The following is a 13,567-nucleotide window of genomic DNA, read 5'->3' as shown; positions in this document are numbered from 1 at the left end:
GTTTTGCGGTAATACAAATTTGTATTTGAAGAGAAAATGAGCGTATAGCGAGGTTTATATTTGTAAGGTATACCTCAGAAGCTCATCATCAGTCAGCGCTGATGACAGTTGATGGGATTCAACCCAAGTCAACCGACAGATCAAAACCACAATCTTGACCTACCTCGGCACTACTCCCCCTTAGTAAATTGTCTTGGAGTTGCGGCTCCACAATTTACCTACCTGGGTAGTGCTCCTCTTCTGCAAAAAGCATTTCAACCAACTCTGGATATCTATCCCGTAAAGCTGGTCTGAGTGGCATAAAAATTCACCACCTGCTTGCATTGAACGTTTTTATACTTCGCTTGTCAACGATAATTTGTAACCGAATTACATTTTTAAATAACAAACTAATGACACCCAGTTCTCGCCCTATACCTAGGAATAATTGCCGCTTTTGGATATTTCGATTAAGGTGGGATATGAAATCGATATAACTACAAGAAAAGACAGCCTACATTTCAAGGAGAAGCCAATGACGATTCAAAGTTTCATCCCCCCTCATCGTATTCTTATGGGGCCTGGACCTTCGGATATTTCCCCTCAAGTTCTACAAGCTTTAAGTCGCCCAACTGTCGGTCACCTAGACCCGCTGTTTATCCAGATGATGGATGAATTAAAGCAACTGCTAAAGTACGCGTTCCAAACCGAAAACGAGTTTACCATTGCGGTATCTGCACCTGGGAGTGCGGGTATGGAAACCTGTTTTGTTAACCTGATTGAGCCAGGCGAAAAAGTTATCGTCTGCCGTAACGGTGTATTTGGCGAGCGTATGCGTGAAAACGTGGTACGTGCTGGTGGCATTGCTGTTTTGGTCGATGACGAATGGGGTAAACCTGTTTCTGTCGATAAAGTAGAGCAGGCGCTTAAAGATAATCCAGATGCGAAGCTCTTGGCGTTTGTTCACGCAGAGACCTCAACTGGTGCGTGCAGTGACGCTGAAGCATTAGGTAAACTGGCCAAGCAACACGACGTCTTGACGATTGTCGATGCAGTAACATCTCTTGGGGGCGTTCCGCTTAAAGTCGACGAATGGCAACTTGACGCTGTCTATTCGGGTAGCCAGAAATGCCTTTCTTGCGTGCCAGGTTTATCGCCAGTCACGCTTTCTCCAGTTGCGATTGAAAAAATTCAGTCGCGTAGCACACCAGTGCAAAGTTGGTTCTTAGACCAAAGTTTAGTACTCGGATACTGGAGTGGTGAAGGTAAGCGTAGTTATCACCACACTGCGCCAGTCAACAGCTTGTACGCATTGCATGAAGCGCTATTGATCCTGAAAAATGAAGGATTGGAAAATGCGTGGCAACGTCATCGTGAGATGCACAACAAACTGAAAGCGGGTCTGGATAAACTAGGCTTTAAATTTGTCGTAGACGAAGAGTCTCGTTTACCACAGTTGAACGCGATTTATGTTCCTGAAGGTATCGATGAAGCGAAGGTACGTAGCCATTTGTTGAATACGTACAATCTAGAAATCGGTGCTGGTTTAGGCGCCTTGGCTGGTAAAGCTTGGCGTATCGGTTTGATGGGTTACGCGGCGCGTCCGGAAAATGTAGCGTTGTGTTTGCGTGCGCTCGAAGAGTCTCTGACACAATAAGCGATAAGTAAAACAACCAAAAAGGCGACTCCATGAGTCGCCTTTTTGGTTCAATGCTAAAGCGTAAAACTACTGCTGTTTTTCGTTTTCCGCTTTCAATGCATCGGTTGTTGGCGGGATATACTGCACTTGGGTGAAGTCTTGTTTCGGGAATAAGAACTGCGCTTCGCTGCGGATTTGTTCCGCTTTCTCTGTTTCACCAAGTCCTTGGTACGCCAAGATCAGGTTGTTGTAAAAGGCCGGACGAGGCTTGTCTTTGATGATTTCTAGCGACCAGTCAATGTAGGGCTGAATATACTGCTCATCCTGACTATAAAGACCAATATTAAGGAAAGTGCTGTAGATATCCCAATTGTAGCGGTCTTGCCAAACCACAGGATTACTGACCTGATCGAGCAACTCAGGATCTTTGGGATTCGAGCGCTCAAACTGTGTCAGCACGTAGTTGGTGTGTAGCGTACTGAGCATGTAAAAGCTGGTTAAGATTGGGATAACTAAACTCAGCACCCGCAAAGCGGTTTGAGAAATAAAACTTATCTCGAACGACTTGTTGCGGTTCGCGCGTTGGTCGACCCAATAAAGCAGCACAATAAACGTAATCCAGTGAATCGCCGAATGGTAAAAAGGGTACTCCAACTGCGAGTGCAGCACGATAGGGATGAATAACGCAAACAGCGCAAGACGCGTGCCTTTCTTGGTTTGATAGATACGGTACAAAACCAATATTGCCGCGATAAGAATGCCGAGTAATGGTAGTAAGCCACCTTCTACCCCCCAATAGAGCAACTCATTATGTGGGTGATCCATTGACGCCAAACCCGGTTGATAATTCGGGTTAAGCTGATGTTGTCGCGCAGTATAGACGATGTATTCAGGTTCAAACTTGCCATAGCCGTAGCCAGTAAAAGGCTTCTCGATCAACATGTCGAGCGCCTGTGGGAAGGTGTACTGTCTTGGGCTGTCAAGGTGTACTTTCTGTTCGGCTAATGTGTCCGCGGAGTTGTTCGTTAGTAAAGGAGCGAAGCCGAGCGCCAAGCCAATCAATACAGAAGCCAACCAGCCCCAAAAACGCTTTTTACTGGCAAAGCGGAACAGGTAAGGCAGGGTAAACGTGACCACTAATACCGCGCTGAGCCAACCGGTGCGCGATGCTAGCACGACCAGCAGTGGTACGGTCACCAGTGGCACAAGGTACAACAAGGCGACGTCGCTGATCTTAGAGTCGTATTTGATCGGTTGACGAGTCAACAAGTAACCCGAGATCGCTAGTCCGGTGGCTAGGAAACTCGCCATGACATTGGGCTGTTGGAAGATGCCGTAAGGTCTATTCTTCACCGTGTCGTAACCAAACGGGTTGCCAGGCTCAAGCCACAGGTATTGTAGCCAACCAATCACAGCTTCAATAAATACCGCGATAACGACAAACCAAAGTAAGCGCTGCTTTTGCTTATTGCTGAATCTGAACTGCTGTAAAACGACAAATAGGAAGTAACCCGCCCACAGACCTACAAGTTTCCCTAAAGTGAGCGTGATATCGGATTTAGGATAAAGCACCGGTATGGTGATGATAAGGCAACTGAGGAAAAAGCCTATCGTCAGTTTGTTGTAGCGTAGCTGGCCGTGAGTACCGATCTGATACAAGCCTATAGCGATGGAAATGCTCACTACCAGCCAAGTGGTCGGGTTGAATGATAGCGCTAGCCCAGAGCCGCCCGGGTTTGGCATAAAGAAATGCATCGCAAGGACAAATACTGCGCCCAGTGAAATCAAAAAGGGTTTGATTAAGGGCAGTTTGGGAGCCTGAAGTGCGAGTCTGGTGCCTGCAACGTGCGTGGTAGCCATAGTTCAACAATCCTAAAAAACAGACCAGTGGGAAATCGCACTGGTCTGGATACTTTACAACTATTTGCTATTTTAACATAGGCTTAAGGAAACGGGCGGTATGCGAACCTTCGACCAATGACACATCTTCTGGTGTACCTTCCGCGATAATCTCCCCGCCGCCTTGACCGCCTTCCGGTCCCAAGTCGACAATCCAGTCCGCGGTTTTAATCACATCAAGGTTGTGCTCGATCACTACAACGGTATTACCGTGGTCGCGTAATCGGTGCAGTACAGTTAGTAGTTGTTGGATATCGTGGAAGTGCAGCCCCGTGGTTGGTTCATCTAAGATGTACAGCGTTTTACCGGTATCGCGTTTCGACAGTTCACGAGCCAGTTTCACACGTTGTGCTTCACCACCTGAAAGCGTCGTTGCCGCTTGACCGAGACGAATGTAGGACAAGCCAACATCCATTAAGGTTTGCAGTTTGCGCGCGATTACCGGAACGGGATCAAAGAACTGGCGTGCGTCTTCAACCGTCATTTCCAGCACTTCGTCGATAGTTTTTCCTTTATAACGGACTTCTAAGGTTTCGCGGTTGTAGCGCTTACCTTTACACACATCACAAGGGACATACACATCTGGCAAGAAGTGCATTTCAACTTTGATCACCCCGTCACCCTGACACGCTTCACAGCGACCACCACGTACGTTAAAGCTGAAACGACCCGGTTTATAACCGCGTGAACGCGATTCCTGAGTACCCGCAAACAACTCACGGATCGGCGTAAAGATCCCGGTATAGGTTGCTGGGTTGGAGCGAGGCGTACGTCCAATCGGGCTTTGGTCGATATCGATGACTTTATCGAAGTGCTCTAATCCTTTGATCTTTTTGTACGGTGAAGGTGTCGCGGTGGTCGCCCCGTTAAGTTGGGTATGGGCGATCTTAAAGAAAGTATCGTTGATCAGCGTTGATTTGCCTGAACCAGATACACCCGTTATACAGCTAAATAGTCCAACTGGTAGTTTTAGGTGTACATCTTTAAGGTTGTTGCCCGACGCACCAATCAACTCGACCACTTTTTTCGGGTCCATTGGTGTGCGTTCTGCAGGAACAGAAATTTCTTTCTTGCCGCTCAGGTATTGTCCCGTCAACGAATTTGGGTTGGCGACGATTTCTTCCATCGTCCCCTCCGCTACGACACTACCGCCGTGTACCCCTGCGCCTGGACCGATATCGATCACGTGGTCTGCGATGCGAATTGCGTCTTCGTCGTGCTCAACAACCAAGACGGTATTGCCTAAGTCGCGCAGGTGGGTGAGTGTTTTTAGCAGTCGCTCGTTGTCACGTTGGTGAAGACCAATCGACGGTTCATCAAGCACATACATGACGCCGACCAAGCCAGCGCCGATTTGGCTGGCGAGACGAATACGCTGCGCTTCACCACCAGAAAGGGTCTCTGCGCTGCGCGATAAATTCAGATAGTTAAGACCGACGTTGACCAAAAACTGCAATCGGTCGTTGATCTCTTTCATCACTTTCTCAGCGATCTGTGCGCGTTGTCCCTCAAGGGAAAGTGAAGCGAAAAAGCCCAAAGCGTCGGCGATACTCAGTTCGACGATTTCTGGCAGCGTAGTGTCGCCGATAAATACGTTACGCGCTTCCAAACGCAAGCGACTGCCACCACAGCTGCCACAGGTTTTGGTGGAGATATACTTCGCCAGTTCCTCGCGTACCGAGTTAGATTCGGTGTCGCGGTAGCGTCTTTCTAGAGTGTTGAGAATACCTTCAAACGGATGGCGTTTAACACGAATGTCACCGCGGTCATTGATGTATTTAAACTCAACTTCGGTGCGCCCCGAACCTGTCAGAATCACATCGCGAATCTTCTTTGGTAGTGACTTGAACGGTGCGTGCAGGTCGAAACCGTAATGCTCAGACAATGAAGTGAGCATTTGGAAGTAGTAGTAGTTCTTTTGATCCCAGCCTCGGATCGCGCCTTGCGCCAAACTTAATGACTCATCGACGATCACTCGCGCCGGGTCGAAGTACTGCTGCACGCCTAGACCATCACACGTATGACATGCGCCCGCAGGGTTGTTGAATGAGAACAGGCGAGGTTCTAATTCTTGCATGCTATAACCACAGTGCGGACAAGCGAAGTTCGCCGAGAAGACAACTTCGTCGCCGTCGCCGTCCATTGGTGCGACAACCGCAATCCCGCCTGATAATTCAAGCGTGGTTTCAAACGACTCGGCTAGACGTTGTTGTAAATCGCTGCGTACTTTGAATCGGTCTACGACCACCTCGATGGTGTGCTTTTTATGTAGTTCTAACGTCGGTGGATCGGATAAGTCACAGGTTTCGCCGTCGATACGCGCGCGAATGAAACCTTGTGCGGCTAAGTTCTCCAGTGTTTTTACGTGTTCGCCTTTACGCTCTTTCACGATTGGAGCCAGTAGCATCATTTTCGACCCTTCCGGCATTTCCAATACTTTGTCTACCATTTGGGAAATGGTTTGCGCTGCCAAAGGAACTTTGTGCTCAGGACAGCGTGGTTCACCGACGCGAGCGTAGAGCAGTCGCAAGTAATCGTACACTTCAGTGATAGTACCGACGGTAGAACGTGGGTTGTGAGATGTGGATTTTTGCTCGATAGAAATCGCGGGCGACAGACCTTCGATATGGTCGACGTCTGGCTTTTCCATCAAAGATAAGAATTGGCGAGCGTAAGCCGATAAAGATTCAACATAACGGCGCTGGCCTTCCGCATACAAGGTATCAAACGCAAGAGAAGACTTACCAGAACCCGATAAACCGGTGATAACAATTAGTTTATCTCTAGGGATGGTCAGGTTAATGTTTTTGAGGTTGTGTGTGCGGGCACCGCGAACTTCAATCTTATCCATTATTATCGCTCACTGTAAAAACAAGTGGGCTAAGTATTACATAGTGTGAGAAATGTTCAAAGAAATACTGGATAAAAAAACAGTAAGTAAAAAGGCCGCTTTGTGAGCGGCCTTTTCTAATCGGGTGAGACAGCAGATTACACTTCTTTAGTGGTTGCCTGCTTGCCCAGTTCTGATGTCTTGCTGTCTTTTAGGTAGACGTTTTCAAAGCAGTAGTTAGTTGCTTCGATGTAACCCTCGACGCTACCGCAGTCAAAGCGTTTACCTTTAAATTTGTACGCAAGAACGCAGCCTGCTTTAGCTTGCTTCAAGAGCGCGTCAGTGATTTGAATCTCACCGCCTTTGCCCGGCTCGGTGTTTTCAATCAGCTCAAAGATATCAGGAGTCAGGATGTAGCGACCGATGATCGCTAGGTTGCTTGGCGCAGTCCCTTTTTCTGGTTTCTCTACCATGTCATCAACGCGGAAGATATCGTCTTTGATCATCTCGCCAGAGATCACACCGTACTTGTGCGTTTCGTCTTCAGGGACTTCTTGTACCGCAACGATTGAACAACGGAACTGTTTAAATAGAGCCACCATTTGTGCCAGAACGCCTTCTTGTTCATTCACGCATAAGTCGTCCGCTAGCACTACCGCAAATGGTTCGTCACCAACCAGCTCACGACCGGTTAGGATCGCATGGCCCAGACCTTTCATTTCGCGCTGACGAATGTAAGTGAAGTTAGCACTTTCGATAATGTCGCGAATATCCACCAACAGTTCTTCTTTATTGGTGCCGCTGATTTGGTGTTCCAGTTCGTAGTTTTTGTCGAAGTGGTCCATGATCGAGTGTTTGCCACGACCCGTCACAATACACATGCCGTCCATGCCCGCTTGAATCGCTTCTTCAACGCCGTATTCGATCAATGGTTTGTTGACCACTGGCATCATCTCTTTTGGCATTGATTTGGTAGCAGGTAAGAAACGTGTACCGTAGCCAGCTGCGGGGAAAAGACACTTCTTAATCATGTTGTAAAAGCCCTATATTTTTTTATCGATAATTTTACTGCGCCGACCATACCATGCTTTAGATGAATTCGTAATGAATCTGTCCACCTAAAGTTCAATATTTATACTGGCGTAATAAATTTAAGACAATAAGTGCTGTTTCGCCCAAGCGGTTGCTTGAACTCGATTTTTTACACATAACTTCTTGAAGATTTGGTACAAATGTGATTTCACCGTGAACTCGCTAATGAACTGTTCTTCGGCGATTTGGCTGTTAGAAGCGCCAGTCATCAAACTGCGCAAAATATGGATTTCTCTTGTGGTGAGATTCACCGTGGCGGGAGTCGACTGGCTTTCTACAACGGTGCGGTAGTGATACAGCAGTTGCGCCATGATTTTTCTTGGTAACCAGTTTTCACCGTTGATTATTTCACAACACCCTTTGGCAATATCTTCAATCGTGTCTTGTTCATAGAACAGTCCTTTTAAATGACCAAAACTTAGAATTTCATCGGTCGTCAGTCGGCGTGCAACATTGATAATGATGGTTTCAAACACCTTGTTGGCAAGGGGGAGGTTACGGACTTGGCTATGTAATTGTGAGTAGCTGTGGTGGTCTATCATTAAAATACGATGTTTGTTGCGTTGGAGCGCCAGCATGAGTTCGGCGGGTTCCAAATAAGGAATCTCAATCCCCATTTGTCGCTCGATCTGTTCGACTAAAGGGTGACGCAGAGATTTATCTTCGCATAAGAAATGGATGGTTCTCGTGTAGTTACTCTTCATGTTTGACGTCCCTGTTTCAATCATCGCTCAGTTTAGATTGTCGTAATCGACCTGTGAGTGCGAGTTGGAGTTGACGCCTTGCGTTGAGATTCATATCCGGTGGTAATTGAGTTATTACTCATACGATATGATGTTTGATTTTTCTCGTAAAATTGGTGGCATTATCGGCTAATCAAATTGAAGGTTGGACATTGTCGTTAGAAGATTTGTCCCACGCGCAAACCATGTTATGCTATTGCGCTATTTATTAAACACACAACTTTTAGACGGAGCGAAACATGGCTAGCCGTGGAGTAAACAAAGTTATTTTGGTCGGTAATCTGGGTTCAGATCCGGAAGTACGTTACATGCCGAGTGGTGGCGCTGTAGCAAATATTACAGTCGCGACGTCTGAAACGTGGCGTGATAAAGCGACGGGCGAACAACGCGAGAAAACAGAGTGGCACCGTGTCGCTTTGTTTGGCAAGTTAGCAGAGGTCGCTGGTGAATACCTACGTAAAGGTTCACAAGTTTACATCGAAGGTCAGCTACAGACTCGTAAGTGGCAAGACCAAAGTGGTCAAGACCGTTTCACGACAGAAGTGGTTGTTCAGGGCTTCAACGGTGTGATGCAAATGCTTGGTGGCCGCGCTCAAGGCGGTGCTCCTGGTCAAGGTATGGGTGGTCAGCAGCAACAAGGTTGGGGTCAGCCTCAGCAGCCTGCGATGCAGCAAAGCCAACCGGCTCAGCAGTCTTACTCTCAGCCACAGCAGCAGTCGCAACCGCAGCAATCGCAGCCTCAGTACAATGAGCCACCAATGGATTTTGATGACGATATCCCATTCTAAGCTTCCATTACTGAAAAAAAGCCGCGATTTTCGCGGCTTTTTTATATAGTTACGTCAACAAACTATTCCACCATTGCACCGATTAATTTGCTGAGTGATGTTGTAGTGCATTCTTTATCTATGGACTGGAATCCGAATAGACGTCTTTGTGTACGAAAAGGAACTCGACATATATGAGGTACACCCCTACCTTAAAACTTAGTACCAGACTGGTCGCTTTTGTTACGGTGATCGTCATCAGCGCGATGTTTATCCTGTTTTTAGGTGGCACGCTCTCGTTTAAGCGTTTGGGGCAAGAGTACCTTGACCATTCACTACAAGGCATTGTTACTGTGGTGGATAAAGAAATGGAAGACCCTGACGCCGCGTATTCGTTGCAGTACTGGATGCCCAAGATGCTGCAAGCGTCCAATATTGTCGAAATGGAACTCGCCTCGAGTTACGGCACCATCTATCGCTTCAAAGATACCTCATCGAAAGTTGACCCTGCATTACTGTACCAAACCGAGTACACACTAGAACGTAACGACGGTTACCTGATTCGTTTTAAAGCCGTTCCACCTTATATTGGCTATGGCTACTCAATGCAGGCTCTGTGGTCGATTACCTTAGCGATCATGCTGATCATTTTCTGTTTGATGCAAGGGTTGAAGTGGCTCAAACAGCAGTTACTCGGTTCTGAGTTGCTCGAAGAACGTGGGCGTATGATCCTCGCTGGACGAGTAGAAGAATACGCTAAAGGTAGCGAACAAGAGTGGCCTTACACCGCCAGCGAAGCGCTAGACAGACTCATCGAAGAGCTACAGGATGCGCGACAAGAGCGCAGTCGCTTTGACACCTTTATCCGAACGCAAACCTTCCTCGACCAACTAACCGGTACTGCCAATCGGGTGTTGTTTGATAGCAAACTGGAATCGGCGCTTTCAGAAAGCGGCTCGCATGGCGGCGTGTTGCTGATCCGTATCGACGATTGGACGTTGCTCAAAGAGGAATGCGGAAAAAGTGAGTCCAATGACTTTATCGTTGAAGTCGGTGAAGGTTTAAGTAACGTCATTCAGCGCTTTCCCGATGTGATTCTCTCTCGTTACTACGAATCGGATTTCGCGATCTTCGCGCCGAATTTGTCGAGCAAAGAAGTTTCGCATATTGCTGCTCAGTGCCTTAAGCAGTTAACTCGAATTACGCCGCCTTTGGTGTTGGATAAGGAAAACTGGATACATATTGGCGTCAGTATGTATCGAGAAGGTGAGCGGCAAGGTCGTATCATCGATGAAGCGGAAACCGCACTCAAAAGCGCACAACTACAAGGCAACAACACTTGGAGCCGCTTTAAAAAACATATTGCGACTGAAGAGGAGCGCGGTAGCGTACGTTGGCGCACCCTATTTGACCAAGTGCTCAAGCCGGAAAAACTGCACATTTTTTCGCAGCCTTGTTACCGCTTAGATGATGACCAAGATACTCAACTTGATCACTATGAGTTATTTGCTCGTATTAACGATCCAGAAAAGGGCGTGATAAAAGCTTCCAGGTTTAATTCAGCCATTGAATCAGTGGGTTACGAAATGGTCTTGGATAAGGCAGTATTTACGATCATTCGAAGATATCTGACAGAATCTGAAGACTCATCATGTTATTCTATCAATCTTCACGTGGTTCCATTTGCCGACAGGAAGTATTTTAAGTGGTTCCGAGATGAGCTATTGCAATTATCAACTGAGCAGAAACGCAGACTGATTTTCGAGTTTGCGGAAGCAAGACTAGTAAAACACTTAGACTATATGCGCCCAGTTGCTAAAATGATTGCTGGCTTAGGATGTAAAGTTGCTGTCGGTCAAGCCGGACGTTCCATCGTCAGCACTCATTATTTAAAAGAACTGCCGATTAGCTATCTCAAGCTTCACCGTAGTTTGATTAAACAAATCGACCAACGACACGAAAACCAATTATTTGTTCGCAGTCTTTTGGGGGCTTGCGACGGGCTTGCAACGCAAGTTATTGCGGTTGGTGTCGATAACAAACAAGAGAACGAAACCGTTCTACAACTCGGTGTTCAAGGGCTTCAAGGGCGCTTTTTAAGCCCAGAGCAGCAAATATTGCCTCAGCCATCTAAAACACCGGGTTCATTTGGCCCGATGAAAGTACAGATTGGCCGTAGAAAACGTTGGCGAAAGAACTAATAACTAAATGAAAATAAAGCCGTTAATAGGTAAATTTAAACATAACAATCAGCGCAAAGCTTTGCTGACCGTGGTGGTTCAACCAGACGCGTTGTACTTCTCGTCTGCTGGCGAAGTGAATCTCCCGCCACAGGTCAAATTTGACGGTCGTACTTGGCAAGAGACATTAAAAGCCACCTTAAGTAACGTCAGTGCCAGTTCTCTTGCTGTGCAAGTGGTACTGGACGCGAAGCACTACCAAACGTACCAAATCGACAAACCGTCCTTGCCTGACAACGAACTGGCGAGCGCATTGCCGTTTCTTCTCAAAGACCTCATTTCTGAGCGAGTCAGCGATATTGTCGCCGACTCGACGCCGATGCCGTCGGCCAATAAGCTGCAAGTATTTGTCGCACCACGCAAACTGGTCGTTTCACTGCGTGAGTTATTGAGTGAGTTCAATATCACACTTGAGCGTGTGCTGGTGGAAGACGAAGTATGGGCGACATCAGCCGGAGAGCTAAACCGGTTCTTACTCCTCCAACGCAGCAAACAAGGCCAGATTAAGGTCAGTGCGTTTGTTGATGGCCACTGTACCTTCCAGAGAACCATCCGCGGAGTGACGTCACCGTTAACGGGTGTTGCCAGCAGCGCGTTGCAACTGGATGGTTTAGCGCTTGAGTTGCAGCGCTCGATTGACTATTTGTCCTCGCAATTGAGGTCTACCCCTTTGCATCACATGAAAGTGTGTTGTGATGACGATGATCAGGCAGAAGTCGCTCAAGCTTTAAGTGAACGTTTAAACGTCAAAGTGTCGCCATTAACTGACACTAGTGAAGAGTCGGGCGTATTACTGGCTCAATTGGCATCTCAAATGGCCGACGATACGGTTGACCTGTATCTAGATAGTTTGAAGCCGAAGAAAGAGTACTTCTCGCTCAAAAACGTGATGTTTGCTTGGACAGCGATCGCCGCTGTTCTATTGGCGATGTATGGCATCTTTACTTACCAAAATGCTCAGCTTAATGATCGACTTGCGTTACTTCACTCGCAAGAAACCGAATTTAAGCAGCAGGCGGAAACGTTAACTCAACGAGTGGCGAAGCATAAACCTAGCCCGGCCAAAGTCGCAGCGGTGGCTCGTTTAGAAGCCGAAATTCAAGCGAAGCGACAATCGCTCACCGCGATCAACGAACATGATAGTGCACCACAAATGGGGTATTCGGGCGTGATGCGTTCACTGGCTAAGCTGGGGCGTAACGACATCTCGCTAAGCTCGATTTCGATTAACACGCATAGCTTAGACCTGAAGGGATTGGCGAAAGAACCGCAGTCAATTCCAAACTGGATTAGCCAATTTAAGAACGAGTTAAACTTAGTTGGCCGTACATTCGAGACGCTCAAAATTGGCCGCAATGACGATGACATTATTACCTTCGAACTGAAAACCAAAGAGGAGGCCAAGTAATGAAACAATGGCAAGCTTTGAGTGACAAGTTTGAACTGATCTCACCTCGAGAAAAGTGGCTGATTGCGCTGTGTGGTGCGGTAGCTTTGCTACTTGGTGTATTTACCTTGGTGGTGGAACCCACTTACCTTGAAAATAAGCGTCTGACTCAGCAAATAAATGCGACTCAGCTTAACAATCAGCGCTTAGAAGCGGATATTTTATTGATGACCGCTAAGCTGAATAAAGATCCTGACCAAGAAATTAATCAAAAATACAAAAACTTAGTGACAGAGAGCCAAATGCTGTCTCAGCAGTTGGCCGACATTGTTGAGAATCTGATCTCACCAAGCGAAATGGCTAAGTTATTGGAAAGCGTATTGGCAGGCTCAAATAAGCTGCGTTTGGTGTCGTTAGAGTCAAAGAAAGCCGAGCCGATTGTGCCTAGCTCAGATGATTCACAATACTCAGGTTATTACATCCATCCAGTAAGACTCGAACTGGTCGGCCGTTACTTTGACATTGTGAATTACTTGGAAGCTTTAGAAGCGTTACCAGTGAAGTACTACTGGCGCAATTTCCATTACCAAGTAGAGAAGTACCCGAATGCTCGTTTGGTGTTGGAAGTGTATACATTAGGCAGCAGAGAGGAGTTTATCGGTGGGTAGATTTATCTTGATCGCGGCTCTGTTAGCAAGCTCGCAGTATGTTTCTGCTTCTCAAGACCCGACGGCACCATTGGGTTGGCAAAATGCCAAGCAGAGCAAGCCGAAGAAGGCGGCTCAACCTCGACCTCCCCAGTTGCAAAGTATTGTGTGTAACGGCGAATCAGCGTGTAAAGCAACCCTCAGTGATAAGGTCGTTGTTGCTGGGGAAAGTGTGCGAGGGTACCGCGTAAAAAACATTAAACCAGAGAGTGTCGTGTTATCCCGTGGGGGGAAGCAGTGGACGTTAGAACTCTTCTCTCTCGATATTAAACAGTAAGGTTAGA

General features: G+C 47.2%; 10 protein-coding genes and 1 riboswitch. Of the genes, 6 read left to right on the top strand and 4 right to left on the bottom strand.

All coding sequences use genetic code 11. The features are described from left to right. Positions 1–70: 70 nt before the first annotated feature. A riboswitch (Lysine riboswitch) is annotated at positions 71–248 on the bottom strand. A 266-nt stretch (positions 249–514) separates the two neighbouring features. Next, on the top strand, positions 515–1,636 hold the full coding sequence (locus tag AKJ31_RS18925) for a pyridoxal-phosphate-dependent aminotransferase family protein (RefSeq protein WP_053410632.1): 1,122 nt from the start codon (positions 515–517) through the stop codon (positions 1,634–1,636). A 69-nt stretch (positions 1,637–1,705) separates the two neighbouring features. Here the strand turns inward: AKJ31_RS18925 and AKJ31_RS18920 are convergent, their stop codons facing one another. The 4 genes from AKJ31_RS18920 to AKJ31_RS18905 all read right to left on the bottom strand — a co-directional run bounded on the left by AKJ31_RS18920 (position 1,706) and on the right by AKJ31_RS18905 (position 8,143). After that, positions 1,706–3,478: a PglL family O-oligosaccharyltransferase gene (locus AKJ31_RS18920; protein WP_053410631.1), complete on the bottom strand. Its 1,773-nt coding sequence runs from the start codon at positions 3,476–3,478 to the stop codon at positions 1,706–1,708. Positions 3,479–3,545: 67 nt separating this feature from the next. Further along, on the bottom strand, positions 3,546–6,368 hold the full coding sequence (gene uvrA, locus AKJ31_RS18915; protein WP_053410630.1) for an excinuclease ABC subunit UvrA: 2,823 nt from the start codon (positions 6,366–6,368) through the stop codon (positions 3,546–3,548). Between the two features lie 137 nt (positions 6,369–6,505). Next, positions 6,506–7,378, bottom strand: coding sequence for a UTP--glucose-1-phosphate uridylyltransferase GalU (gene galU / locus AKJ31_RS18910; protein ID WP_053410629.1), 873 nt, complete (start codon positions 7,376–7,378; stop codon positions 6,506–6,508). Positions 7,379–7,498: 120 nt separating this feature from the next. After that, on the bottom strand, positions 7,499–8,143 hold the full coding sequence (locus AKJ31_RS18905) for a LuxR C-terminal-related transcriptional regulator (protein ID WP_053410628.1): 645 nt from the start codon (positions 8,141–8,143) through the stop codon (positions 7,499–7,501). Positions 8,144–8,421: 278 nt separating this feature from the next. Between AKJ31_RS18905 and AKJ31_RS18900 the strand changes: the two genes are divergently transcribed. The 5 genes from AKJ31_RS18900 to AKJ31_RS18880 all read left to right on the top strand — a co-directional run bounded on the left by AKJ31_RS18900 (position 8,422) and on the right by AKJ31_RS18880 (position 13,560). Continuing rightward, a complete protein-coding gene (locus AKJ31_RS18900; RefSeq protein ID WP_053410627.1) occupies positions 8,422–8,970 on the top strand; it encodes a single-stranded DNA-binding protein in 549 nt (182 codons plus the stop codon). 173 nt (positions 8,971–9,143) lie between these two features. Continuing rightward, positions 9,144–11,150 carry an RNase E specificity factor CsrD gene (gene csrD, locus AKJ31_RS18895; RefSeq protein ID WP_053410626.1) on the top strand — a complete coding sequence of 669 codons (2,007 nt, stop codon included), beginning with the start codon at positions 9,144–9,146 and terminating at the stop codon, positions 11,148–11,150. A gap of 7 nt (positions 11,151–11,157) precedes the next feature. After that, positions 11,158–12,597, top strand: coding sequence for a hypothetical protein (locus AKJ31_RS18890; protein ID WP_053410625.1), 1,440 nt, complete (start codon positions 11,158–11,160; stop codon positions 12,595–12,597). Continuing rightward, positions 12,597–13,244, top strand: a complete 648-nt coding sequence (gene gspM, locus AKJ31_RS18885) for a type II secretion system protein GspM (RefSeq protein ID WP_053410624.1) — start codon at positions 12,597–12,599, stop codon at positions 13,242–13,244. Before AKJ31_RS18890 ends, gspM begins: the two co-directional genes overlap by 1 nt. Next, complete coding sequence (locus AKJ31_RS18880; protein ID WP_053410623.1) at positions 13,237–13,560, top strand: MSHA biogenesis protein MshK; 324 nt, start codon at positions 13,237–13,239, stop codon at positions 13,558–13,560. Before gspM ends, AKJ31_RS18880 begins: the two co-directional genes overlap by 8 nt. Positions 13,561–13,567: the final 7 nt, after the last annotated feature.

The organism is Vibrio hepatarius, assembly GCF_001274785.1.
GTDB classification, from domain to species: domain Bacteria; phylum Pseudomonadota; class Gammaproteobacteria; order Enterobacterales; family Vibrionaceae; genus Vibrio; species Vibrio hepatarius.
This window is presented reverse-complemented; position numbering and strand designations above follow the sequence as displayed.